Origin of the sequence: Chryseobacterium joostei (genome assembly GCF_003815775.1) — a bacterium.
GTDB classification, from domain to species: Bacteria; Bacteroidota; Bacteroidia; order Flavobacteriales; family Weeksellaceae; genus Chryseobacterium; species Chryseobacterium joostei.
Genome location: NZ_CP033926.1, coordinates 1369208 through 1393601, shown reverse-complemented (window position 1 = coordinate 1393601; position 24394 = coordinate 1369208). Strand labels below are relative to the sequence as shown.

The window sequence follows — 24394 nt, the reverse complement described above, 5'->3', positions numbered from 1 at the left end:
TAATATTCCAATTGAGTTGAGATGGAAAAAATACAGATACTGATTATAGAGGATAATGAGGACATTCGTGAAAGTACTTCTGAGATCCTTGAACTTGCCAATTATCAAGTATACCAAGCTTCTAATGGTAAGCAGGGCATAGATCTGGCCATAAAACATATTCCGGATATCATACTCTGTGATATCATGATGCCGGAGCTTGACGGCTATGGTGTGCTGCACCTTCTGAATAAAAGAGAAGATACGGCGCTTATTCCTTTTATTTTTATAACGGCAAAAGCAGACAGGATTGAAATAAGGAAAGGAATAGAAATGGGGGCAGATGATTATCTTACAAAACCTTATGATGATATAGAACTTCTGAATGCTATAGAAAGCCGTCTGAAAAAAAGGGAACGACAGAGAAATATTTACAGTTCCAATCTTACTCAAATCACCAATTTATTTCAGGCATCACACGGACTTGAAGAATTGCAAAAAGCGTTTAATGAGAGGAAAATTAAGTCTTTTAAAAAAAAGCAGGTGATATATTATGAAGGAGATGCAGCAAGTACAGTATATTTAATGATATCCGGTTCTGTAAAAACAACAAAAATGACAGAAGATGGAAAGGAATTTATGACCGGAGTATATGGAGCCGAAGATTATTTTGGCATTACCTCATTATTCGCTGGAAAAGAATACAAAGAAACTGCAGAAGTTCTGGAAGAAGCCACTCTATGTTCAGTTCCCAGAGAGGTTATCGATCAATTGTTTTACAAATATCCTGATGTAGCAGAAAAATTTATTAAGATTCTTGCCGGAAATGTTATCAGTCATGAGGAGCAGCTATTGCAGCTTGCCTATTTTTCAGTAAGAAAAAGAATGGCAGAAGTCTTACTTAAACTTCACACAAAACATCCTCAGACTGAAAATTTTGAAATTTCAAGAGAAAACCTTGCTTCTATGGCTGGAATGGCTATTGAAACGGTAAGCAGAATTCTCAGTGATTTTAAAGAAGAAAATTTAATAGACAGAAATGCTGGCAGGATTACAATATTGGACATTTCACGTCTTCAAAAATTAAAAAACTAATATCTGTCACTTTTTATCATGATTTCATACATTGAATAGTTCTGTTGGGTTCTATACATTTGATTATTCAAAAGACATTATGAAAGTGATAGTTTATAATATAAATCAGGAAGAAAAAGAACTTCTTGCGTTGGCTAATCGTAAGATACACAAGATTACCATCATAACAGATCCTTTGGATGAAAATACAGTTCATTTTGCAGAGGCAAAAGATGCTGTCATTATCATCAATCAGGAAAATCAACTTTCACATAGTTTTATCCTGAAACTTATTTCATTGGGAATACCATACCTCATTTTAAAATCAGCGGAAGAGTTTTTTATTGATTTACCAATTATTACAAATTCCGGAATACAATACAAAATTATTAAATGCTCAGATCCGAAAGTGGCCGCTTCCTTGATTATTAAAACTTTAGATAATTGGGGAAATAGTGATTAGGATCATTTGAAACCCTAACTGAAATCATGGTCGGAATGCTGTTCCCATAATACCTTTGGAGTATTAATCTAAAATAATTTTATTATGAAAACTTTAGAAAAAACCACTCAATCTCCAATGGCTCGTGTAATAGAAGATTTCTGGAATAAGGACGGATTTTTAGATGAATCAATGAAAATGGAACCTACCATTAATATCATTGACAGAAATGGTGTCTATAAAGTCAGAGTATCAGCTCCGGGCTTTAAGAAAAAAGATTTTAAGGTAGCGGCGGAAGACGGATCGCTAATTATCAGCGCTGAAAAGAGGATAGAGAAAAAAGAAGAAAAGGAAAATTTTGTAAGAAAAGAGTTTTCTGCTTCCTCATTTTCCCGCAGTTTCCGTCTCCCGGAAAACATCACCTTGGGACATATAAAAGCCAATTATAAAAACGGGCTGTTAAATATTACGATCAGTAAAACTAATCTGGATAAAAGGGAAGTAAAAGAGATTAAAATACGTTGATTTTTTCACTATTAATTTATAAAACGTGTTGTTTATTTGAGAATAGTCTTGGCCATAAGACTTTCGAATAGATTTTCAAACGCTCAACAAGTTTAAAACAATAAAGAAATGGATACAATGATTATAAAATCCCTTGGAGGAGCGGGGACCGTTACCGGATCTAAGCATTTACTAAAAACTTCTGAATTAACCATATTAATCGATTGCGGATTGTTTCAAGGGGTAAAATCACTACGTGAACAAAACTGGGAGCCGCTAAGTATTGATTTAGCAGAAATCGATCTTGTTATTCTTACCCATGCTCATCTGGATCATTGCGGATATATTCCCCTTCTTGTAAAAAATGGATTTAAAGGTAAAATTTATATGACTGCACCTACGAGGGAACTGACCAAATTAATCTTGCTTGACAGTGCAAAGTTACAGGAAGAGGATGCAGAAAAAGCAAACTATCATCACTATACCAAGCATAATCCTGCAAAGCCCTTATACACGATAAATGATGCTGAAAAATCTTTTAAACAATTTTTTACTGTGAAGGAAAATACCAGCATACCATTAAGTAATCACATACAATGCAGATTCAAGTCCTGTGGTCATATCATTGGAGCTTGTTCAGTAGAAATTGTATGCTTTGATAAAACCATTATTTTTTCAGGAGATATAGGGCGTAGCCACAGTGCTATTCTCGCTTCACCAGATTTTTTTACTAAAGCTGATTTTTTAGTGATGGAATCAACTTACGGAGACAGGCTTCATGACAGTACCGATTTGTATGATAGTTTGGCGCATTGGATCAACCATACTGTTAAAAACCATGGCAATGTAATTATTCCAAGTTTTGCTGTTGGCAGAGCGCAGGAGCTTATTTATATACTTTGTCGCCTCAAGGAACAAAACAGAATACCCCGTAACCTTCCAATAATAATGGATAGCCCTATGGCAGCTTCCGCTACTGATATTATGGTTGAATATGCTGAATATACTACTATAGATAAAGAAAAATGGCAGGGAATTATTGAGCATGTCAATATTAATAGAGAATATGCAAATACCGCGGAAATTATTCTGGATAAGCAAAGTAAAATAATTATTGCAGGAAGTGGTATGCTGACGGGAGGTCGTGTTCTTGAATATTTAAAGCATGATATAGGAAATAGCCGTAATACAGTATTGATTGTTGGATTTCAGGCAGAAAGTACTCGCGGACGGGCATTGCTGAATGAATCTCATGAGTTAAAAATTCACGGAAAATACTATCCGGTAAAAGCAAGAATAATAGAATTAACGGGGTTATCAGCCCATGCTGATCAATCTGAACTGATAGAATGGATAAGAAAATATAATATTCCGCCCCGACAAATCATGCTGGTACATGGTGAACCTTCCGCATTGGAAGCATTACGGGTTAAAATTCAGACAGATTTGAAAATACCGGTTAAAATTCTGGTAAAAGATATGGAAGTAGTCTGCTAATTTAGGGATGATAATTAGTTAATCAATCTAAAATTTACTCTATGGAAGTTCTTACCAAAAACGCCATACAAATTCTGGAAGACCGATATCTGATGAAAAATAACGAAGGTGTGGTAACAGAAACTGCAGATGCACTTTTCAAACGAGTTGCAGAATATATTTGCGGCTGCGAAAAAAAAGATAGTGCCAAATGGAGCAAAGCTTTCTATAAAGTAATGAGTGAATTAAAATTTCTACCTAATTCACCAACACTTATGAATGCGGGTTGTGATCATGCACAATTAAGCGCTTGTTTTGTATTACCTGTTGAAGATAGTTTAGAAAGTATTTTTACAACCCTTAAAAATGCGGCATTAATTCATCAAAGTGGAGGAGGTACCGGGTTTAATTTTTCAGCTGTCCGTCCCAAAGGAGATTTGATAAACTCTAGCAAAGGGCAATCTTCCGGTCCGGTTTCTTTTATGAAAATTTACGATGCTGCCACTGAATATGTAAAACAGGGCGGTAAAAGAAGAGGAGCCAATATGGGAATTTTAAATGTTGACCATCCGGATATCGAAGAATTCATCATGTCAAAATCGGATAAGAAATCTATAGAAAATTTTAACCTTTCGGTAGGGATCAGTAATGCTTTTATGAAAGCAGTAGAAGATGATTCGGGTTGGCAGCTCATTAATCCACATACCCAAAAGATAGCCCGAATCATCTCTGCAAAATCACTCTGGGAATTAATGGTACAGGAAGCTTGGAAAACGGGTGATCCCGGATTGATTTTTATCGACGCCATTAACGATTCCAATACAACACCTGATCTCGGTAGAATACAGGCAACTAATCCTTGCGGAGAAGTTCCCTTATTTGATAATGAGAGCTGTAATCTAGGTTCGGTTAATCTTTCAAGAATAACAATATTTAAAAATGGGAAATATGAAATAGACTGGCATGAGTTATCCCGGATTATTCATATTGGAATCCGTTTTCTGGATAATGTCATTACACTCAATCATTATCCACTTCCCGAAATTAAGATCAGTACTTTACATTCCCGAAGGATAGGGCTCGGATTAATGGGATGGGCGGAATTGCTCATTCTGTTAAATATTCCTTACGCATCTAAAAAAGCCTTGCTATTGGCAGAAAAGCTCATGAAGTTTTTTCAAAGGGAAAGTTATGATGCTTCAGAAAAACTGGCACTGGAACGGGGCACTTTTCCAAGCTGGAAACTCAGTACATTTGGAACTTCCAATAGAAAGATGAGAAATGCAACCTGCAACAGTATTGCTCCTACTGGAACCATTTCAGTTATTGCTAATACTTCTTATTCAATAGAACCTTTATTTGCGTTGGCTTACAGGAGAGTAGGTATTTTAGAAGGTAAGATCCAAACTGAGATTAATGCGGTCTTCATTAAAAAAATGAAAATGTTAAACTTATGGAATTCACCTATAAAAAAGATCGTGTTAGAATCTGGGAATTTAAATGGGTGCAACAATATTCCTAGGAAGATAAAAGATATTTTTACAACAGGATTAGATATTCCGTGGAAATATCACTTATTACATCAAAAAGCATTTCAAAAATATACCGACAATGCTGTTTCCAAAACTATTAACCTGCCTGAACAGACCAGCTTAAGGGATATTTCAGATATTTACAAAACTGCTTATAAATATGGTCTTAAGGGGATAACGGTGTATCGTTATGGCAGCAGAGTAGGTCAGGTACTACAGAAGTGCAATGTTACAGGTTGCTGAATATAAACTGTATGATCATTTAGAAATTATTTCTTTCAATTTTGGTAATTATATACCTGAACCTTTATTATGGTGTATAGAGTTCTTGTTGGCGGTTGGGATAAGAATCAACCAGATTCATCAGATGTTACTTCTCACTAATACTTTATGGTTATTTTAAATTAAAGGAGCTTATCGAAAGATAACTCCTTTTTTATTAAGTAATAATATATTTAAATGTAGTACTTCTTCAATTTTAGGGTCGGAACAATCGCTCGGGCTGCGATTGATCAGTAATATTTTTTAACTGATGCATTAGCTATGCATTCCTTAAGTATACCTTCACCTAGCATTCCGGTAACTCCTGCTATAATAGCTTTCAGCTCAAATCTACTAGTTTCAAAATTTCTGTTTAATTATTTTGTAATGAAAGGATACCTGCCAGATGTATTTTGTAATTTTTAAGGTCTTCTTTTGGTGTACCATTTTTAACTACATCAAAGCTATTAAATCCGGGAAGGATGCTACTGCCGCAAAATGCGTAGTTACTGGTAATGTTCAACAGCAGATCAGCAGTTGTTTTACCTTGTAGTAATCTTTGCTCAATATTACTGAATGCTTCTGCCGGTGCATTCCATGTAGCAGATACCATAAACCTTTTCCCGGTTAGTTTACCTCCGGAGCCATATTGTTTGCTCACATCTTGTCTGCTGCGTCCATCTCCTTCCAAAAATTCATGATTGGCATATCCAGCTTCGAAAAGTTCATCCGTATATTTTTTGTAAATCCAAGGAGCGCCAAACCAATTTATCGGAGTTTGAAGGATAATAATATCTGCATTCAGATGCTTTGTTACCTCTTCCTTTGGGTCGTAACCATTTTCTACTTTGGTTTCCAGCACATGATATCCATTAGATATAAAAAAGTCGCGTGCGACTTCCTGAAAAGATGCATTAAGTTTCCCTTCTGATCTATTCGGATAGGTCAGATGGGTATTTATTAGTAATACTGTTTTATTGTCCATTTGATTTTATGAATGGCTTATTATTAATAAAAAGCAGGTTTGTCACCTTCGGAACCCGGTTTTTGTACACCTACGCTTGCTTTCGCATCTTTTGATGGCTCTTCTATAACAGAAACGATATATGCTCCAACGGCTTTTCTTGCGACTTCTGTTCCGGTAAACTTTTCGCCTTTTTGTGTTGTTTCATAATCTGTTTCATCCTTATCAGTCAACCAAGATGGGCGTACTATAGTATAGTTAAGTGTTGATTTTTCAATAGCATCAGCCGCTTTTCGGTATCTTACTAATTCAGAACCTATCATGCGGTTGTTCCACTCCCCAAATTTTCCGGCAACTTCATTGTAAATACCCAAAGCAGTTACGAAAATCAACCTATTGACTCCATTAACATACATTGCCTCTATAATTATTTTCGCCATTTGATCAACTGCTCCGGAAAGATTGGCATAAACAATATCTTGTCCTTTAATAACATTGTTTATATCTTCTTTGCTCAATACATCCCCTTCGATAATGCTCGCTGTTGATTTAAAATTGTCCAGGTGTTCACTGTTTCTTGCAAATAAAGTCAGCTCTATATTTTCATTTTTCTGAAGAAATGATATAACATGATGTGCAATAGCTCCTCCAGCGCCTAACACTAAAACTTTTGTTTTCATATTTAATTTGTATTTAGTATTGATTGTACTCTTCATCAGACACTGGTTCCATCCAGTTTACGAGTCCTTTTTCAGTATTAAGTCCTATTGCCGTATGAATCATAATACCATCAGGTGATGCGCCGTGCCAGTGCTTTATACCGGGCATAACGTTCACAAAATCCCCTGCTTTTATTTTTTGTATTGGCTTTCCTTCTTCCTGATATAAGCAAATACCTTCGCGTACCAATAAAATTTGGTTACTTTCATGAGTATGCCACTTGGTACGGGTTCCTGCTTCGAATAAGACCTCACCGATATAGGCATTGGTTCTTTCATCCGGATTTACATATGTTTTTAGCAAAGCTCTTCCTGTAAAATAACTTTCCGGAGCAGGGTTATAACCCATTGCCGTTATTTCTTTTTCTGTGTACATTTTTTTAGTTGAATGGAAAAAGCCAATGACCTTACCATAGATAAAGCCATTGGCATTATTTACAGTTAATGATTAAAGGTTCTCTTGATAGAAAGGGATCAATTTATCTAATGCAGTTTTCACCGGTTCCGGTTTATCATAAAGATCATAGTGTGACCATCCATCAACAACGACCAATTCTTTTTTAATAGAAGCTGAACGACGAATGATTTCAAAACCATCTCTATACGCACCAAAAGCCCCCGGTTTGCGACCTACGATGACCAATAATGGTTGCGTTAATAATTTCTCAGCTAAATTGTATGCATCCCAGGTCAATGCTGATGCATTATGAGAGAATAAGGTTTTGTTTACCCCATTTGGTTTTTCGCCACGTGAAGTACGGTAATATTCTGTTGCTTCTAAAAGGTCGATGTCCGCACCTGCTTCTTGTGCCATTTCATAGGTTGGATAAAGCCCCTGGTCAACTCTAAGAGCTGCACCTCTTGCCTCAGCGGTTCTTTGTGCTGCAATTGCTTCAAGGTTGGCAATAGGATCTCCAAACTCACGCATTACACGACCATAGTTTGCCCCGGTAAGAGTTGCAACTGCCTTAATACGGCGTTCTTTCATCGTTGCGCTGATAACATAACCACCTGCACCACACATCCCTAATGCACCGATACGGTTTTCATCAACAAAAGGAAGCGTTACAAGATAGTCACACGCATAGCTGTAATCTTCTACACGGAACGAAGGATCTTCCAAAAACCTTGGTTCTCCACCGCTTTCACCTTGAAAAGAAGCATCGGGAACCAATACTACAAAACCTGCATCTGCAAATGCCTGTCCGTAAACGTTTCCTGAAGTTTGCTCTTTACAACTTCCAATTGGATGCGTACTGATGATAACAGGATATTTTTTGTTTTCGTCAAAATTTGGAGGGAAAAGAAGGTCTGCTGCAATATCCCAATAAAGTGCCTTAAATTTCACTGATTTTTTCATTGTATTAAATTTTAGAAATTAATATGTATTTGTTGTTTAAAGGTTGTCTCTGAAAAATTGGGTCATTCTTTCAATACCCTGATCTACATATTGTGGAATATCATACAAATCGAAATGATTGGCTCCATCCACAATGAAATACTCCTTAATCTTGCTTCCTGCGTTAGCGTAGAGGAAATCACTGTTCCATTTGGAATTGGCTTCACTGCCTGCAATCACAAGTAAGGGTTGTGTTAATAAAGTTTCAATCCTGTCAAATGCTCTGAAATTAATAAGTCTGTTTAAATCGGTTAATAGAAATGCTCCTGTAGAATTAGGATGCTGTGCTCTTTCAGTACGATAGTAATCATAGCCGTCTGTTGCTTCTTTACCATATTCAGGATTGCGATCACCCAACCAATTCAGGAATATAGGCTCTGCTCCTCCAGCTTCAGCTGTACGTTGATTTGCTACAGTTTTTAATGTTTCCTCTATATTAACTGTTCCTCCTTTTCCGTTCCATCCCTCATGGTACATCTTTCCGATATCAACACCGCTTACTGTTGTCAGGGCTTTGATACGTTTATCTTCTTTTGTGGCGGCAACAAAATATCCTCCACTGGCACAGATACCAATTCCACCGATATGTTCTACATCAACGTAGGGTAATGTTGTCAGAAAATCAACAGCAGCACTAATATCACCAACTCTGGCTGATGGCTTTTCGGTGTTCCTTGGAAGGCCGCCACTTTCACCTTGATAACTGGCATCAAAAGCAAGCGTCACGAATCCTTTCTCTGCCATTTTTTCAGCGTATATTCCGGCTGTCTGTTCTTTTACGCCTCCGGCAGGGTGCCCAATTACAATTGCAGGGTACTTATTTGTTTGATTGAAATCTTTAGGAAGGAAAATATTTCCGGCCATGTCGATTTCTCCATTTTTGAATTTTATTGACTGTTTCATCGTCTTGTTCTTTTTCTTTTAAATTGAATGTCAAACATTCAATCTCTTTGATAGAACAAAGGTAAACAGACCTTTAGGTTAGATTTGAAAACAAAATACTTTAAAAACGAAACGTTTTACTGATTTCTAAAAACTTTAGGGGAGATACCCGTTTTTTTGCGGAAGAAACGGGTAAAATAAGTGGGATATTCAAAGCCTAGACTATATGCAATCTCATTAATAGTAAGTTTGGTTTCCCGTAATTTTTTCTTAGCTACTTGAATGATATATTGATGAATGTGTTCTATGGGTGATTGTCCCGTAAAATGCTTGATAACATCGCCAAAATAATTGACGGAAAGATTGGCTTTTGATGCAAAATAATTGACTGTGGGGAATTCCTCTTTATTGTCATTTTCAAAGTATTGATCTAATTGTTTATAAAAATCAGCCACAACCTTATTGTAAACTTTACTTCGGGCTTCAAACTGACGTTCATAGAAAGTTTGTGTGTAAGAAAGAATTAAAGTTGCATAGGAGATAAGCACATCCTGTGAAAAGCTTTCTCGTTGATATTCTTCGTGAGCCTTTATAAAAAGATCATATAAAATTTTACTTTCCCTGTCAGTCAAAAAAAGTGCTTCATGGCGGGTATAGCCTGTGAAAGTATAATCTTTTGCAAACTTATCCAATAATTTTGCATTCACAAAAATACCATAACCGATAAATGGACCGGACAAATCCCATTCCATAATATTTCCCGGTTTATCAAGAAAGAGATAAGAACTTGACATTTCTTCCACTGGGGGAAACACATCTATATTACTTTTGATAGCCATCAGGTAAAATTCCAGTTGTACAGGGGGCGATTTCAACAATATATTTTTATGCTCATCGTAATGAATTACCTGAACACCATCGTCGTTTTTACCATTTATGTTAATGTACTTTAAGAACGCTGGTATGTTGTATGATTTTGCCATTTCTACAAAAAATGTTTATCCTGCAAAGTTAAAAAAATGATGTAGCTATAAATGAAACGTTCAACTGTAAAAACGAAACATTTTACTGTTGAGTAGTAAGAATACTGAAGTTTTAAGGTAATAATATACTTAAATGTACCAGATATCAAACTAAACTCTTATTCAGAATTCTAGATAAATACTGAAAAGCAATTAAAGATATCTTTTTTAAGAAAAGAAATTTCGGATGCTACATCTTTTGTCTTGGCAATCCAATTTCATGTTCCTGCGGATATGGCTTGCGCCAAGTCATACTGATATCTTCATGAAGATTGCGCTGGGCTTCCAATGCTTTTTCTTTATCCATAGAATATCTTGGATCTGGAATAAAAGGCATTTTCGCCATTTTATGAATGGTAACAGTGGGGAAGTGGAAATCGACCTCTACTGTTCCCAATAAAAGATAGCAACCACCACCTTGAAAAGGATATTCTTTTAGGCAATTTGGAAAATGAGCAGTATCAAAATATTCTCCTACAGCATCAATCCAGGTTCCGAAGTACATCGTCCCTTTTTTGGTAGGAACATGCTTTCTTGAAATCAGATAGGCCAGCATTTTAACTTGATGTTTATGAAACTTCAATAAATTCTTTACCAGAACAGAACCTCTGTATCGGGTTTGTAATAAATCAAAAGGGCTGAATGAAACGGTGAAACCTAATATTTCTATTTCATCAAAAGCATCCTCAAATGGGTTTCTTTCTATAGAAGGAAGCTGATAATTTTTCTGTGGTTCTTCTAATAAAGTCGGATGCCTGAAAGTTATTTTATTATTTCCCAAAAGAAACCTTGATTCAATCAGCAGTTCATGTTTCTGTTTTCCGGTAAAGCGGAATGCTCCGATAAAGATTAAAATTTGTAGTGTTTCGATGCCAATAGGAATTCTCTTAACAAAATTTTCCAGGGAAGTATACTCTCCATTCTGATTTCTTTCTTCAGGAATAAGTTTCGCTAATTTAAGTTCCAACCTTTCAATATGCATCAATCCCAAATAAACGTCCGAACCATAGACCGTTGTCTGATATTCACTCAGATTGACACAGGGATTATGAATTGCAGCTCCCGACATTCTGGCCTCATGAATGTAGACTTCAGTCCTGTAGAAACCTCCGCCGTTATTGATCGCAGAAACCATAAATTCGATAGGATAGTAGACCTTAAGGTATAAACTCTGATAGCTTTCAACGGCATAAGAAGCAGAATGAGCTTTACAGAATGAGTATCCTGCAAATGATTCTATCTGCCGGTATACTTCCATAGATAGCTGTTCAGGGTGTCCCAGCTTTTTACAGGATTCAAAGAAGTTATCTTTTACTTTCTGTAAAGCAGATAAAGACCGTCCCTTACCGCTCATGGCCCGTCTCAGGACGTCACCATCAGGGGCGGATAATCCTCCGAAGTGCAGTGCAATTTTAATAACATCTTCCTGGTATACCATAATACCGTAGGTTTCTCCTAGTTCTTTTTCAAAAACCCCATGGAAGTACTCAAATTTTGTGGGATTATTATGCCTGAAAATATACTCCCGCATCATCCCGCTTTGGGCTACGCCGGGTCTAATAATGGAAGAGGCTGCAACCAGCACTTTGTAATTGTCACATTTCAGTCTTCTGAGTAACCCCCGCATAGCGGGAGATTCAATATAAAAACAACCGATGGTTTTGCCGGAGCTTAAGAATTCATTGCATCGGGCTTCGTCTTTTGAAAGGGAAGTGTCCCGGATATTAATATCAATTCCTCTTTTTTCCTTCACCAGCTTTATTGTGTCGTTAATGGTACCTAAACCACTTTGTGAGAGAATATCAAATTTTTCAAGGCCAATCTCTTCAGCAGTGTACATATCGAACTGTACAATCGGAAAACCTTTGGGAGGCATTTCCAATGCGGAATAATTGGTGATAGGTTCTTCTGATATCAGAATTCCACAGGAGTGCATGCTTCTCTGGTTAGGAAACTTTTCTAAAAGTTTTCCGTAGTAATGAACCTGTCTGGATACCGAATTATTATCATGTTCCTGGATGGGCTTGGTTGCCAGCATGTCCAATTCCTCTTTTGGAAGACCAAATACTTTTCCTACTTCCCGGAAAATAGAACGGTATTTAAATTCAACATTGGTTCCACAGAAGGCAACATGGTTCTTACCATATTTATCAAAAATATATTCAAGGATAATATCCCTGGTCTGCCAGCTCCAGTCTATGTCAAAATCCGGAGGCGTTTTGCGGTTGAGGTTTAGAAACCGTTCAAAATACAGATCCAGCTCCAGAGGACATATATCCGTAATTCCGATGCAGTAACTGACAATGGAATTAGCACCGCTGCCTCTTCCTACGTGCATAAACCCCATTCGGTTGCTGTATTGGATAATATCCCAGGTGATGAGAAAATAAGCACAGAAATTAAGCTGGTCAATAACCCCCAATTCTTTATCCACTCTTGCTTTCGCCTGTAGATTATCCTCGGAATATCTCTTAGAAAGTCCCTGATATGCTAACTTTTTTAAAAGCTTAGAATCATTTTCTTTGCTGTCTGTGAAATGCTTTTTGTTTTTAGGTGTTGAAAAATCAAAATCAAAATGACAGCCATTGACAATATACTTTGTGTTTTCAATAATCTGTGGCTCATGGTAAAATTGAGCCAGAAGCTCTTTTTTATCAGTAAACATTTCGTTGTCTTTACAGTAATCAGCTTCTGTAAGCTTACTGATCAATGTATTGTGATCAATAGCCCTTACTATTTTATGAAGCTCATATTCTTCAGGGGTGGTAAAGGTAACCGGATGAAGAATAACCATTTTATGAATGAACTGTTTAAATTCCGGTTTAATCAAAAGATTTAACTGGTTCTGTCTGATACCTATAAATTCATGATCTGCTAATTTCTCAGGAATATTCTCCAGTGGGTAAATAACAAAAGTATCTGTAAAATCAGGATTTGTTTTAGGAATTTCTATGCCTTCACAGTTATATGCGGTTAAAAGCCTGTTGACTTCTGCAATGCTTTTTTGATTTTTGGCCAGGCAGATATAATACAGTTCATCCTGAAGCCTTATTTCCACTCCGACGATCGGTTTGATATGGTGATCTTGACAAAGTTTGTAGAAATCATAGATCCCGGTAATGGTATTGATATCTGTAAGAGCCAAGGTTTTAATATTAAAATGTACAGCCTGCTCAACCAGTTCTTTAATAGAAATGGTTCCATACCGAAGGCTATGATAAGAATGACAATTCAGAAACATCTTGTATTTATTTTAATAAACCTGAGGCTCTTCCTACACTTGAAGTTCCAAACCTGTTCTTGATTTTATCCATTGTCTGATAGAGTGATATTAATTCTTCCGTATCTTCAAAAAGATCCATCTGATGGCATCCGTGAACCAGTCCGGTAAACTTTACCCCTACCAGTCTTATTCTCATCCGTCTGGTATATACCTTTTTAAAGAGTTCCAAAACATACCTGAGCAGGGTGTGGTCAGCGGAAGTATAAGGAATCCTGCATTGTTTGGTTTCCGTATCAAAATTAGAGTATCTGAGTTTCACAACTACTACAGAAACCAGCCACTTCTCTGCACGGAGCTGATAGCAAAGCTTTTCAACCATTCCGGAAAGAATGCTTTTGATTCCCTGAATATCTATAGTATCCTGGGCAAAAGTATCTTCAGTAGAGATGGATTTTCTTTCCGAATAGGGAACTACTGGGGTCTCATCAATTCCGTGTGCTTTTTTCCAGAGTTCATTTCCGTTTTTACCAATCAATTGCCCTAGTACATCAACAGGCATTTCTGAAAGGGTCTGTATGGTTCTGATCCCCAGTCTTGAGAGCAGCTGAAAAGTAACATCGCCCACCATAGGAATCTTCTTTACTGAAAGCGGATTTAAAAACGGCTGTATGTCAGACTGTTTTACTTCCAATCTTCCGGTAGGCTTTGATTCTCCGGTTCCGATTTTGGATACGGTTTTATTGGCAGACAACGCAAAACTTATCGGTAAACCTGTATTTTTCTGCACGCTTTCCGCTATTTCATATGTCCACTTATAGCATCCGAAAAACTTATCCATTCCGGATAAATCCAAATAAAATTCATCAATACTTGCCTTTTCCACAACAGGAACTTTTTCCTGGATAATTTCCGTTACCATATGGGACATATTGGAATACATTTCCATATCTCCCTTAATTACTTTAGCTTCTGGACACAGCCGTAAAGCCATTTTAATCGGCATGGCGCTTCTGACTCCGAAAAAACGGGTTTCATAAGAGCAGGACGCCACTACACCACGGTCTCCACCTCCTATGATGACAGGCTTTTTCTCCAGTTCGGAGTTTTTCAGCCTTTCACAGGAAACAAAGAACGTATCCAAATCCATATGTACAATTGCTCTTTCCATGTGACAAAATTAGTCACGTTTTGAAACAAATTTTGTATTTTTGTTGTCTAAAATTGTAACAATGTCAAAATTCTCTGATAACATCGTGTTTTTGAGAGGAAAGAAAAATATGACTCAGCAAGAACTGGCAGATCTATTAATTCTTACCCGATCCAGATATGTCGCCTATGAATACGGCAGAACAGAACCTCCTATTGAAATATTGCTTAGAATTTCAAAATTCTATAACATAAGCATCGATTTATTGTTGACTGTAGATGTCAGAAAATTTTCTATCGAGGAACTCATGGAGCTTCCTGAGAATAGGATTGTTCTGCCTATAAAGGTTGATCAAGATGGGAATAATCAGATTGAGATTATCCCCCAAAAAGCTTCTATGGGCTACCTGAATGGCTATGGAGATCCGGAATACATAGAAAGTCTGGAGACCATATCATTACCTTTTTTAAAAGGGGGTAAGTTCAGGGCATTTCCAGCTGACGGAGATTCAATGCCCCCCTATAAGAACGGAACCTATATCGTGGGAAAATACGTAGAAAATCTATCTGACCTTAAAACGGACAGAACGTATGTTTTCATTACCACCAATGATGGTATCAGCTACAAAAGATTTCAGTTTCATGAAGCAGATGGTATATGGGTAAAGGCTGACAATCAATTTTATGAGCCTTATAAAATTCCATTGCCTGAAATTAAAGAGATCTGGGAGTTTGCCTGTAGTATTAATACCAAAGAATATGAGCCTGATGAATTTGCAGAACACCATATTCAAAATTTTATCACAGAAATTAAAACTGATATCAGACAGATCAAAGAAAAAATGGGAGATAAGAATTGAATTTATTTTGAGTACATGGCATAATCAAAAAACTTCCCCGAAGGGAAGTAAAAACACAAATGATGAAAAAAAATTATTCCGTAGAAACGGAATAAGACAAAGTTTAAATGATTTAAAGAAAAATTACAATGAGTCAGCTTAGTTTATTTGATGCCGAAGAATTCTATGAGTTTCCAAAAGACCTTTTGGAATACAAGGAGAATTTCCTGAGCAGGGAAGAAGCCGATCTGCTTAAAAACAAATTGTTGGAAACTGTTCCCTGGGAACAGCGTACCCAAAAAATGTATGATAAAATGGTTTTGACACCAAGATTAACAGCGTGGTATGGTGATTCAAAGTATAATGATTCAGAGGAAAATAAAAAGCCAACCAATCCATGGACTCCTGAATTGTTTTCATTAAAACAAAGAATTGAGAAGGAATTTGGCTGTCAGTTCAATGGCGTTCTGTTAAACCTATACCGTGATCATAATGATTCCGTTGCCTGGCATCGGGATAAGGAAAGCCGATATGGAAAACGACCTGTCATTGCATCCATCAGCCTTGGACAAACCAGAAACTTTGATTTCAGAAAAAAAGACCATCATCAGAGCAAATACAGTTTACCATTGCCTCATGGTTCCTTACTTATCATGAAAGGCGATCTTCAGGAAAGTTGGGAGCATCGGATCGCTAAGTCTACTGTTCCAATGAAAGAAAGGATTAATCTCACATTTCGGTTCATCCTAATGTCGGGTCAATAATAATTAAAATATATTAACTTCCAACTTAACGTATTGTTTGCAAAAATAAAATTCTTGTTCTCAGGCAGATATAAAATTAAAAACTAACTCTATGTCCATTACCTACTACGATTTTAAAAATCTATCAAAGGAATCTCAGTATAAACTCGTTAGCGCAGACGGTGTTATAATCAGTGAAACTTATAAGGATAAACTAAAGTTTGTGCTTTATAAAGTATCATCCTTTTCAGTTGAAATTGTTTATAATGTTACCAATGAGAAGATAGAAGGTTTAAATGTATTTCAGAACAACGCAGCGTATGAAAAATAGCATCTATAAATTATTGCAATAGTTATAGCCCAGTTAAAGTCCTGCTGTTTCAAAAAAGAGAATATAATAAAGTTGTCAAAACAATTTATCCATACTTCTCTTTCCATATTTTTTTTAATCGGGTGTATTTTGGGTTTTTCTCTACCTCTTTCCATTTTTTATAAAAAATATCCGCAGCTTTAGCTTTCTCTGGATCACCCGTTCCTTTTTCCAACTGCTGATATCCTTTTTCAGCATTGTATTTTTTGCCTCCTTTAAAATTAAAGTACCGCCTCGCCCTTGTAAAGCCCATTTGAAGATATTTTCTTGCCATATCTGCTCCGACAAAGTCATCCTGTTCCAGATAATCCAAAAATATAGAAAAGATCATTTCTGAGCTTACTTTGGCAATTTCTGTATTTTTGAAACGCCAGTGTTTTCCTATTTCTGACTTATAAGGTTCACAGATCAAAACGCCCTGTTCACCTTTACCAACTTTATATTTCTCGGGATACAGACGGTAGTCTATATCGGACTTCCAGGCATAGTTGTCCTTATCGAAATTGAGGTAAGTTGGTTTGTCGCTGATCATTTAAATGAAGAAACAAACATGATGCCCTTGACTTGTTATTGACTGTTATTTAATGAAATCCTTTATGGTCCGATACACTTTCAGTTCTTCAATAGCATTATCTTTGTGTGAATTTTGATTTAAAATATGATTATCCATGGAAGGCAATGAAGTGAGTTACCCAGTTTATTCTCCGGCGTCGGTAATAGGGATTTTCAGCAATGCGCTAAAGCTTAATGCGATGGTAAACCTCATTTATCTCAAAGGAAGATATTCTTATGGCGCAGGTAAGGCTTATGGGAATTATTACTATGATCAGCTTTTCTCGGAAGGCGATAATGTATCTATTGGAATCCGTATGCCTTCGCTGCTTAGAAGCCAGATCATAAACAATGAAATCTATACCTTAAGAGGATTTATTGAGAAAAGTATTAAGAATTCATCTATTGAGCTCCGTTTTGTGGTCGATGAGATCGTGAAGCAGGAGGAAAAATCGATATCGGAAGATGAACTGGAACGATACGGTCTGATCCAGAAAAAGTTGGAGCAGGGATCAAAGAACCTGGAGACATTGGTCAGAAATAAAATGCTAAAAGATGAAAAAATCAGAATTATCAATATTTATGGTAACAATGCCATTGTCCAAAAGGATTTTTACGAAGGGCTGGATGTTTCAGTAAAGTACTTCGATATTTCAGATGATAGCTGCAATATTACTTCCTCAACAGCCATTATCTCAAAACTAAAAGAAATTTCAGCTTTGGATTATGATATTGTTGCCTTGGTAAGGGGAGGTGGTGATCGACAAAGTATGGAAACTTTCAATGACATCAGTCTCTCAGAGGTCTTCATTACGATGGCTCCTATAACCGTAACAGCAATCGGCCATAGTGTCGATGAAACATTACTCGATAAACTTGCCGATAAAAGATTTCACCTTCCCCACGATTATGGTGCCGGACTGCATTCCATCGCCGAAAAGTTATCGCATGAGAAATCCAATTCTAGGGCATTATTAATCGATGAGGTCAAAAAAGATGTAACAAAACAGTTTTCGGAACAGGTGGAGACTCTGGAAAAACAATTGAAAAAGAAAAATGAGGAATTTACAGAGGCTCAAAAAACCTATAAAGAACAGATAGAAACCCATAACAAAACTTTTGCGGATCATCTAAAGGTCAGAAATGAAGAATTTCAAAAGCTTCAAAAATCTTCTACTGAACAGCTGGAAGGTATGCAAAAGAGTTTCCAGGAGCAGCAGAAACAGCGACAGCAAGAAATGGAAAACTACAAAAAAGAGATGGCAGTTTTGTACGAAAAGAATGTTCAATCTTCAATCAATGAAAGAACGGCGTCTTTAAATACCACAGTGGAAACGTTGAGACAGGAAAATGCCAGATTGAATCAAGAAGTTCATAGCAGTAAAAATGATTACGTTAAAATTATCATCGCATTTTTATTGGCACTGGTTATTGGTTTTATGCTTGCAAAAATTCTTTAAAAGAAATAGGAATATGCACTTTTTACCTAAGCTGAGTGATCGGGTAACCTCTTAATGAATACATAGATAATGACGGATTGTCATTATTATTTATTCGCACAGAGTGTAAGTCCCTGCGTTATAAAATCTCCGTAAGAAATTTTTAACCCTTTCCAATTGGGGGCATCCAACCAGATCTCCTCAATCTTACTGATAGACGGATCATTATGTGAAGCGCCTTTTGCAGAACCATTTAGCGCATAGACCTTACCATTCTTCGCCCTGCCATAGATCTCTTTGTAACCTGAACAGTAGACCTCTAATTCATTAACGGAAAAAGGTCATTCTCCTATATAGTTCTGTTTGGTAAATGTAATGGTGTTTCCTGCCTGAGGTGAATTGCAGGAGAAGATCAAAAGAAAGATTGAAAATAGAATAAGATTTTTCATAGAACAGTGTATATTTCTGACAAATGTAGAAATGTCAGCATTCAGATTTTTACGGAATTCCGTAAAAATTAAAAATTCTCAAGATCCTACACTATAATGAGTTATTCCGGTTGAATAATAACAAACCTTACGAATGGAAATTCATTTTTAATATGTTCACGAATACGGTGTATGGCCTCTGTGATCTCTTCTGTATCAAGATGATCTTCGAAATCGATGATCAGCATCAGTACAACTTCTTCAGGTGAATGGTACGTAGAGAGTATACTTTTTGTTCTGACGACAGCAGTATCTTTTTCAGCCAGTTTAGCAATCTTTTCTCTTGTTTCAGGTGCTATGCCTTCACCCATCAGCAGGCTCCTGCTTTCCCTGGCCAGAATAAGCGAGACAAAAACCAGTATTAACCCTACGATTACCGATGCCAGCCCATCCAATTCCGGAATTTGTAACCAATGACTGATCCCCATTAATATCATAACAACAAGCAGACCGGCCACCGCGGCACCATCTTCAAAAACTACAAGAAAGCTTCCCGGATCTTTGCTTTTGATGATCGCATCCCACCATCTCAACCCGTTACGGGTCTTGTTAAATTCTTTTACAGCGATAAACAAAGAGGTACCCTCGAAAATAAGGGAAAGTATCAATACAATATAATTCCAGAATGGATCTTTCATCACCTCGGGTTCAATAATGTGTAAGATTCCCTGATAGATGGATAAAGCACCCCCTAAACCAAATATAAGAATTGAAACCACGAAGGACCAGAAATAAAGCTCCTTGCCGTACCCAAATGGATGAGACTCATCTGCGGGCTTCCTGCTCCTTTTGATTCCATATAAAAGCAGCAGCTGATTCGCGGTATCAACTGTTGAATGAATTCCTTCGGATATCATGGAAGAACTATTGGTAAATGCCCCTGCAATAAACTTTGTAAGAGCAATCAGTAGGTTAGCGGCAAGAGCACTGTAAATTGATTTGCGATTATTGGCCATTAATGATGGAGATTAATAAGAGAACAATAAAATTACTTCAATACATAAAACAGATAGATTCCCTATATGAGCTGATGTATTTAAATCATTAATAAAATTATGGCTTTTGTTTCAAAATAAAAAATATCTGAACAGATACTTAGAATTGAATTTTCAATTAAAATAATTTTATTTCTTCCATTATTATCTCGTGGATCAACATATCGATTATTCTTAAAACCAATTTAAAAAAATCAGTAAAAATCTTTTCGTTACTACGAAAAACTAGTGATTTTATATGATTTCTGTTGCCCAATTTTACATCACCAACAATCATAAAAATCACAATTATGAATATTGAAAGAACAGAATTTATAGCCTGGATGGAGAGAATTATGGAAAGATTTGACCTACTGAAAGAGCAAATGCTTAAGAACCAATCCAGATTTATAGAAGTGGACGGAGAGCAGCTTCTGGATAACCAGGATGTTTTACAGCTTTTAAAAATAAGTTCCCGATCATTACAGCGGTACCGGACTGATAAAAAGCTGCCTTATTATACCATTAGCGGAAAGCTGTACTATAAGCTTTCTGATGTCCATCAATTGATCAGAGAATGTTTAAACTCTTGATAATAACAAGACATCCACAGCCAAATCATTCACCACCATTCCAACCTTTAGGATTCTCTTAATTGAGCCTATATCTTGGTTCCATTAAATGAAATACAATGGAAAATGAATTGATAAACCCTCAGGAACCCAATGAACTCAAACCGGTAACAGACACACTCCTTGTCCTGAACATTCATACTAACCAGGTTGAAATGGTCAAAGGAATTGATCAAGATGGGAATCTGCAAAAGGTTACTCCACAAGAAAAAAAGGATAATGAGCAGCTGATCAGAGTAGATAAACACGGCGATATATTCTCCAACTTCTTTTCCAACTTTTACCGGCAGCTTAAAAATCCCACGCATTTCAACTTTTTCAAAGTTTCAGAATACGATGCAGTTAATACCGCCCAGGATCTTCAAAAATATGTCGATCAGGCATCTCCTGAAGAAAAAGAAAAGCTGAAAGGCTACGAAGTTTTACCTCAACACAATAACAATCCAAAAAATCAAAATACAATGGACAACAACACAGACAATCAGGAATATCGTTTTCAGCCTGAACAGATCGACTGGAAAACGATGGAAAAGTTCGGACTTAATCAGGAGAAGCTTGAAAAAATGAATGCCATGGATTCATTACTCAGAGGCTTTAAAACCAATACATTAATTCCCATCACCATTAATTTAGGAACAGCGGTCAGTAAGATGGATGTTCGATTATCCCTTCAGACAGGAGATACAGGGCAGGTTGCCGTTCATCTGCATGGTATCCGAAAGGAGCCCAGCCTCAATAATAAATTTTTAGGTCACCAGTTCACGGATGAAGACAAGAAGAACCTGAAAGAAAGCGGGAATATGGGTCGGGTAGTAGATCTTGTCAATCCTAAAACTGATGAAATCATTCCATCAGTGATCAGCCGTGACCGTTTAACCAATGAATTGGTTGCCTATCGGGCAGAATACATGAAAATTCCTGATGAAATCAAAGGAATTAGGCTTGATGAACATCAGAAACAAACCCTACTGGAAGGAGGTCCATTGTATCTTGAAGGCATGAACTCTAAAAAAGGTGAACTTTTCGATGCCACTGTACAGTTCAATGCGGATAAGCGATATGTGGAATTTTTGTTCAGCAATAATCAGAATCAACAACAAAGTCAACAGCACAATCATAACCAACAGCAAACTCAACCTATGGATAAAGAAGCCCCCAAAGTATTCAGAGGAAAAGAGCTGGACGATTCACAATATGAAAAGTTCAAAGCCGGGCAAACCGTGTACGTTGATGGCCTTACCGATACTAAAGGTAAAGCCTATCAAGGCTATATTACCTTCAATAAAGAAACCTTTAAAACCGATTTCTCCTTCAATCATCCTAATAAACTTAAAGAAGAAGCAAAACCTACAGAAGATCATAAGACCCAAACTGCGGTTAACACCCATGGTAAAACCAATGAAGCTACTAAAAATGTAAATGAGCCTTTAGAATCAAAACAGCAGCACCCTGCCAATAAACAGCAGGAGGATCAGCAAAAAAAGGTTAGAAAACCAAGAAGACAAAAACTATAATCAACATTTAAAACCATCATATGAAAGCAATCATCGCAGAAAAACCGAGTGTAGCAAGAGAAATCGCACAATTGTTAGGAACCCATGAAAAGAATGATGGTTATTTATCCGGTAACGGATATTGTGTAACCTGGGCATTAGGACATCTGATCGCATTAGGAATGCCAGAGGATTATGGTATAAGAGGCTTTAATAAAGCCTCTTTGCCTATCTTTCCGAACCCTTTTATTCTAACTCCCAAAAAACTAAAGAAAGCAAACGGCTATGAGCCCGATCCTTCGGCTTTAAAACAACTCAATGCAATAAAGCAAGTCATCAGTCAATGCAGCAGTATTATTGTCGCCACAGATGCAGGAAGGGAAGGGGAGTTGATCTTCCGCTATATCTATCACTACCTACAATGCAACAAACCCTTCGAAAGACTATGGATCAGTTCCCTTACCGAAAAGGCAATACAGGAAGGTTTTAAGAATCTTCGACCAGGTGATACCTTTGACGGTTTATATCAAGCTGCTAAAGCCAGAAGCGAAGCAGACTGGCTGGTGGGAATCAATGCCACCCAGGCATTAACCATCGCAGGAAATCAAGATGTTTATTCATTGGGCAGAGTGCAAACACCAACCCTTGCTTTAATCTGCCAACGGTTTCTTCAGCATCAAAACTTTACCAAGCAAAAGTACTTTCAAATCCTGCTGAGTCACAGAAAAGAATATACAGACTTTACCAGTCTTTCATTATTGCAGTGGGAAGAAAAGAAGCAGGCAGAACAAATCCAAAAATCCATAGAACGGGAGGGAAGAGCTGTTGTAGAAGATGTATCCATTACAACAGTACAGGAACAATCTCCCTTACTTTTCGATCTCACAGAATTACAGAAAGAAGCCAACCGAAAATTAGGACTTTCTGCAGATGAGGTTTTACAGATTGCCCAAAGCTTATATGAAAAGAAATTCATTACCTATCCCAGAACCGGCAGCAAGTATATTCCTGAAGATTTATGGGCAGAGATTCCTGAACTGGTCAGAATCCTTAATACAAACGATCAATTTAAATCAGCCATATCTACTTTAAAGTTCGGAAATTTCAACAAGAGAATTGTTAATGATGTAAAAGTAACGGATCATCACGGTTTACTCATCACTACGAAAGTTCCATCCGCAATTAGCGCTACCGAAAAAGCCATTTATGAGATGATTGCTTATCGTTTGTTGGAATCTCTATCCCATGCCTGTACAAAACAAGTCAGTCACATTATAGCAAAAGTACATCATTATGAATTCCAGATCAAAGGATCTATAATCTTGGAGAAAGGCTGGCGAGCCATCAAAGGAATTCTATCTGACAATGAAAATTCCAATAATAAAAATGAAGTCCTTACTGAACTTCCGGAATTCAAAATAGGAGATGAGCTGAAAATATCAAAAACAGAATTATTGGAAAAAGTAACGCAACCTCCTAAACTTTTCACAGAAGCGGATCTTTTATCAGCCATGGAAAATGCAGGTCGATCTATTGAAAATAAAGAAGAACAAAAAGCACTCTCTAATATCGGCATCGGAACCCCAGCCACCCGAGCTTCTATTATCGAAACCCTACTTAGCAGAAACTATATCATCAGAAAGAGCAAAACTCTGCATCCGACCGACAAAGGCTTGCAGGTTTACAACCTTGTTAAAGACAAAAAAATAGCCAATGTTCAAATGACTGCGGAATGGGAAATAGCACTGGATAGAATTGAAAAAGGTGAACTCAACAAAGACCAATTCATGAACGACATCCAAACCTACACAACTGAAATCACCAGCGAACTTTTATCACTCCATATTCCCCAAGAAAACACCCCACAGTTGAAATGCCCTAAATGTCAACAGCATACTCTTATCATCAAAGATAAAATTGTCAAATGCCCAGATGAACAATGCAGTTGGATTTTCTTTAGAACTATATGTGGAATACAACTAAGTATTAGAGATATAACTTTACTATTAACTCAAAATAAAACATTATTAATCAAAAACATGAAAAGTAAAAATGGTAGAAATTTTGATGCTTATATAGTTTTAAAAGAAGATTTCAATACAGGATTTGAGTTTAGAAAAAATATTTAAATAGATACAATTGTAGTATAGATTATGGCTCAATATGAGGTTATATGTCCATTTCCTATAATATACGGAAATGGACTTTTAAGATATGGAATACGTTGTTAAAAAAATTAAT

General features: G+C 36.8%; 23 protein-coding genes. 12 read left to right on the top strand and 11 right to left on the bottom strand.

Annotated features, from left to right (window positions below):
* Positions 1–21: 21 nt before the first annotated feature.
* The 5 genes from EG359_RS06465 to EG359_RS06445 all read left to right on the top strand — a co-directional run bounded on the left by EG359_RS06465 (position 22) and on the right by EG359_RS06445 (position 5250).
* Complete coding sequence (locus EG359_RS06465; protein WP_076350835.1) at positions 22–1074, top strand: response regulator; 1053 nt, start codon at positions 22–24, stop codon at positions 1072–1074.
* A 79-nt stretch (positions 1075–1153) separates the two neighbouring features.
* Positions 1154–1516, top strand: coding sequence for a Rossmann-fold NAD(P)-binding domain-containing protein (locus EG359_RS06460; RefSeq protein WP_228434857.1), 363 nt, complete (start codon positions 1154–1156; stop codon positions 1514–1516).
* 84 nt (positions 1517–1600) lie between these two features.
* Positions 1601–2020 (top strand): Hsp20/alpha crystallin family protein, encoded by a 420-nt coding sequence (locus tag EG359_RS06455; protein WP_076350839.1) that lies wholly within the window; start codon positions 1601–1603, stop codon positions 2018–2020.
* 108 nt (positions 2021–2128) lie between these two features.
* On the top strand, positions 2129–3496 hold the full coding sequence (locus EG359_RS06450; RefSeq protein WP_076350841.1) for an MBL fold metallo-hydrolase RNA specificity domain-containing protein: 1368 nt from the start codon (positions 2129–2131) through the stop codon (positions 3494–3496).
* Between the two features lie 41 nt (positions 3497–3537).
* On the top strand, positions 3538–5250 hold the full coding sequence (locus tag EG359_RS06445) for an adenosylcobalamin-dependent ribonucleoside-diphosphate reductase (RefSeq protein WP_076350843.1): 1713 nt from the start codon (positions 3538–3540) through the stop codon (positions 5248–5250).
* A 391-nt stretch (positions 5251–5641) separates the two neighbouring features.
* On the opposite strand, the gene EG359_RS06440 is transcribed toward EG359_RS06445, so the two are convergent.
* From EG359_RS06440 to dinB, 8 genes are all read right to left on the bottom strand, one after another.
* Positions 5642–6253 (bottom strand): NAD(P)H-dependent oxidoreductase, encoded by a 612-nt coding sequence (locus EG359_RS06440; RefSeq protein WP_076350845.1) that lies wholly within the window; start codon positions 6251–6253, stop codon positions 5642–5644.
* 23 nt (positions 6254–6276) lie between these two features.
* Positions 6277–6912, bottom strand: coding sequence for an NAD(P)H-binding protein (locus tag EG359_RS06435; protein ID WP_076352056.1), 636 nt, complete (start codon positions 6910–6912; stop codon positions 6277–6279).
* Positions 6913–6925: 13 nt separating this feature from the next.
* Positions 6926–7327, bottom strand: coding sequence for a cupin domain-containing protein (locus tag EG359_RS06430; protein WP_076350847.1), 402 nt, complete (start codon positions 7325–7327; stop codon positions 6926–6928).
* Positions 7328–7399: 72 nt separating this feature from the next.
* The gene (locus EG359_RS06425) at positions 7400–8311 is read right to left on the bottom strand and encodes an alpha/beta hydrolase (protein WP_076350849.1); all 912 of its coding nucleotides are present in this window, start codon (positions 8309–8311) and stop codon (positions 7400–7402) included.
* Positions 8312–8347: 36 nt separating this feature from the next.
* A complete protein-coding gene (locus EG359_RS06420; protein ID WP_076350851.1) occupies positions 8348–9253 on the bottom strand; it encodes an alpha/beta hydrolase in 906 nt (301 codons plus the stop codon).
* A 116-nt stretch (positions 9254–9369) separates the two neighbouring features.
* The gene (locus tag EG359_RS06415; RefSeq protein WP_076350853.1) at positions 9370–10215 is read right to left on the bottom strand and encodes a helix-turn-helix domain-containing protein; all 846 of its coding nucleotides are present in this window, start codon (positions 10213–10215) and stop codon (positions 9370–9372) included.
* A gap of 229 nt (positions 10216–10444) precedes the next feature.
* Entirely contained in the window at positions 10445–13495 is a 3051-nt protein-coding gene (locus EG359_RS06410; RefSeq protein ID WP_076350855.1) for a DNA polymerase III subunit alpha, read from the bottom strand.
* Between the two features lie 7 nt (positions 13496–13502).
* Complete coding sequence (gene dinB / locus EG359_RS06405; RefSeq protein WP_076350857.1) at positions 13503–14645, bottom strand: DNA polymerase IV; 1143 nt, start codon at positions 14643–14645, stop codon at positions 13503–13505.
* 61 nt (positions 14646–14706) lie between these two features.
* Between dinB and EG359_RS06400 the strand changes: the two genes are divergently transcribed.
* The 3 genes from EG359_RS06400 to EG359_RS06390 all read left to right on the top strand — a co-directional run bounded on the left by EG359_RS06400 (position 14707) and on the right by EG359_RS06390 (position 16536).
* Positions 14707–15483 carry an XRE family transcriptional regulator gene (locus EG359_RS06400; protein WP_076350859.1) on the top strand — a complete coding sequence of 259 codons (777 nt, stop codon included), beginning with the start codon at positions 14707–14709 and terminating at the stop codon, positions 15481–15483.
* A 128-nt stretch (positions 15484–15611) separates the two neighbouring features.
* Complete coding sequence (locus EG359_RS06395) at positions 15612–16226, top strand: alpha-ketoglutarate-dependent dioxygenase AlkB family protein (protein ID WP_076350861.1); 615 nt, start codon at positions 15612–15614, stop codon at positions 16224–16226.
* Positions 16227–16317: 91 nt separating this feature from the next.
* Positions 16318–16536: a hypothetical protein gene (locus tag EG359_RS06390; RefSeq protein ID WP_076350863.1), complete on the top strand. Its 219-nt coding sequence runs from the start codon at positions 16318–16320 to the stop codon at positions 16534–16536.
* An 85-nt stretch (positions 16537–16621) separates the two neighbouring features.
* On the opposite strand, the gene EG359_RS06385 is transcribed toward EG359_RS06390, so the two are convergent.
* Positions 16622–17107, bottom strand: a complete 486-nt coding sequence (locus EG359_RS06385; RefSeq protein WP_076350865.1) for a DUF4385 domain-containing protein — start codon at positions 17105–17107, stop codon at positions 16622–16624.
* A 136-nt stretch (positions 17108–17243) separates the two neighbouring features.
* On the opposite strand from EG359_RS06385, the gene EG359_RS06380 reads away from it, so the two are divergent.
* Complete coding sequence (locus EG359_RS06380; protein ID WP_076350867.1) at positions 17244–18587, top strand: exodeoxyribonuclease VII large subunit; 1344 nt, start codon at positions 17244–17246, stop codon at positions 18585–18587.
* 86 nt (positions 18588–18673) lie between these two features.
* Here the strand turns inward: EG359_RS06380 and EG359_RS22850 are convergent, their stop codons facing one another.
* Together EG359_RS22850 and EG359_RS06370 are read right to left on the bottom strand one after the other, a co-directional pair.
* Entirely contained in the window at positions 18674–18859 is a 186-nt protein-coding gene (locus tag EG359_RS22850) for a hypothetical protein (RefSeq protein WP_317126615.1), read from the bottom strand.
* A gap of 257 nt (positions 18860–19116) precedes the next feature.
* Positions 19117–20010: a cation diffusion facilitator family transporter gene (locus EG359_RS06370; protein WP_076350869.1), complete on the bottom strand. Its 894-nt coding sequence runs from the start codon at positions 20008–20010 to the stop codon at positions 19117–19119.
* Positions 20011–20339: 329 nt separating this feature from the next.
* Between EG359_RS06370 and EG359_RS06365 the strand changes: the two genes are divergently transcribed.
* The 3 genes from EG359_RS06365 (at position 20340) to EG359_RS06355 (ending at position 24282) form a co-directional block, all read left to right on the top strand.
* The gene (locus tag EG359_RS06365; RefSeq protein ID WP_002980966.1) at positions 20340–20621 is read left to right on the top strand and encodes a helix-turn-helix domain-containing protein; all 282 of its coding nucleotides are present in this window, start codon (positions 20340–20342) and stop codon (positions 20619–20621) included.
* A 98-nt stretch (positions 20622–20719) separates the two neighbouring features.
* Positions 20720–22174 carry a DUF3945 domain-containing protein gene (locus EG359_RS06360; RefSeq protein WP_076350871.1) on the top strand — a complete coding sequence of 485 codons (1455 nt, stop codon included), beginning with the start codon at positions 20720–20722 and terminating at the stop codon, positions 22172–22174.
* 20 nt (positions 22175–22194) lie between these two features.
* The gene (locus EG359_RS06355; protein ID WP_076350873.1) at positions 22195–24282 is read left to right on the top strand and encodes a type IA DNA topoisomerase; all 2088 of its coding nucleotides are present in this window, start codon (positions 22195–22197) and stop codon (positions 24280–24282) included.
* The last annotated feature ends 112 nt before the right edge of the window (positions 24283–24394 follow it).

What these genes read in the sequence shown, in the direction of transcription:
- EG359_RS06465 (WP_076350835.1), top strand. Translation starts at nt 22, where the DNA reads ATGGAAAAAATACAGATACTGATTATAGAGGATAATGAGGACATTCGT.
- EG359_RS06460 (WP_228434857.1), top strand. Translation starts at nt 1,154, where the DNA reads ATGAAAGTGATAGTTTATAATATAAATCAGGAAGAAAAAGAACTTCTT.
- EG359_RS06455 (WP_076350839.1), top strand. Translation starts at nt 1,601, where the DNA reads ATGAAAACTTTAGAAAAAACCACTCAATCTCCAATGGCTCGTGTAATA.
- EG359_RS06450 (WP_076350841.1), top strand. Translation starts at nt 2,129, where the DNA reads ATGGATACAATGATTATAAAATCCCTTGGAGGAGCGGGGACCGTTACC.
- EG359_RS06445 (WP_076350843.1), top strand. Translation starts at nt 3,538, where the DNA reads ATGGAAGTTCTTACCAAAAACGCCATACAAATTCTGGAAGACCGATAT.
- EG359_RS06440 (WP_076350845.1), bottom strand. Translation starts at nt 6,253, where the DNA reads ATGGACAATAAAACAGTATTACTAATAAATACCCATCTGACCTATCCG.
- EG359_RS06435 (WP_076352056.1), bottom strand. Translation starts at nt 6,912, where the DNA reads ATGAAAACAAAAGTTTTAGTGTTAGGCGCTGGAGGAGCTATTGCACAT.
- EG359_RS06430 (WP_076350847.1), bottom strand. Translation starts at nt 7,327, where the DNA reads ATGTACACAGAAAAAGAAATAACGGCAATGGGTTATAACCCTGCTCCG.
- EG359_RS06425 (WP_076350849.1), bottom strand. Translation starts at nt 8,311, where the DNA reads ATGAAAAAATCAGTGAAATTTAAGGCACTTTATTGGGATATTGCAGCA.
- EG359_RS06420 (WP_076350851.1), bottom strand. Translation starts at nt 9,253, where the DNA reads ATGAAACAGTCAATAAAATTCAAAAATGGAGAAATCGACATGGCCGGA.
- EG359_RS06415 (WP_076350853.1), bottom strand. Translation starts at nt 10,215, where the DNA reads ATGGCAAAATCATACAACATACCAGCGTTCTTAAAGTACATTAACATA.
- EG359_RS06410 (WP_076350855.1), bottom strand. Translation starts at nt 13,495, where the DNA reads ATGTTTCTGAATTGTCATTCTTATCATAGCCTTCGGTATGGAACCATT.
- dinB (WP_076350857.1), bottom strand. Translation starts at nt 14,645, where the DNA reads ATGGAAAGAGCAATTGTACATATGGATTTGGATACGTTCTTTGTTTCC.
- EG359_RS06400 (WP_076350859.1), top strand. Translation starts at nt 14,707, where the DNA reads ATGTCAAAATTCTCTGATAACATCGTGTTTTTGAGAGGAAAGAAAAAT.
- EG359_RS06395 (WP_076350861.1), top strand. Translation starts at nt 15,612, where the DNA reads ATGAGTCAGCTTAGTTTATTTGATGCCGAAGAATTCTATGAGTTTCCA.
- EG359_RS06390 (WP_076350863.1), top strand. Translation starts at nt 16,318, where the DNA reads ATGTCCATTACCTACTACGATTTTAAAAATCTATCAAAGGAATCTCAG.
- EG359_RS06385 (WP_076350865.1), bottom strand. Translation starts at nt 17,107, where the DNA reads ATGATCAGCGACAAACCAACTTACCTCAATTTCGATAAGGACAACTAT.
- EG359_RS06380 (WP_076350867.1), top strand. Translation starts at nt 17,244, where the DNA reads ATGGAAGGCAATGAAGTGAGTTACCCAGTTTATTCTCCGGCGTCGGTA.
- EG359_RS06370 (WP_076350869.1), bottom strand. Translation starts at nt 20,010, where the DNA reads ATGGCCAATAATCGCAAATCAATTTACAGTGCTCTTGCCGCTAACCTA.
- EG359_RS06365 (WP_002980966.1), top strand. Translation starts at nt 20,340, where the DNA reads ATGAATATTGAAAGAACAGAATTTATAGCCTGGATGGAGAGAATTATG.
- EG359_RS06360 (WP_076350871.1), top strand. Translation starts at nt 20,720, where the DNA reads ATGGAAAATGAATTGATAAACCCTCAGGAACCCAATGAACTCAAACCG.
- EG359_RS06355 (WP_076350873.1), top strand. Translation starts at nt 22,195, where the DNA reads ATGAAAGCAATCATCGCAGAAAAACCGAGTGTAGCAAGAGAAATCGCA.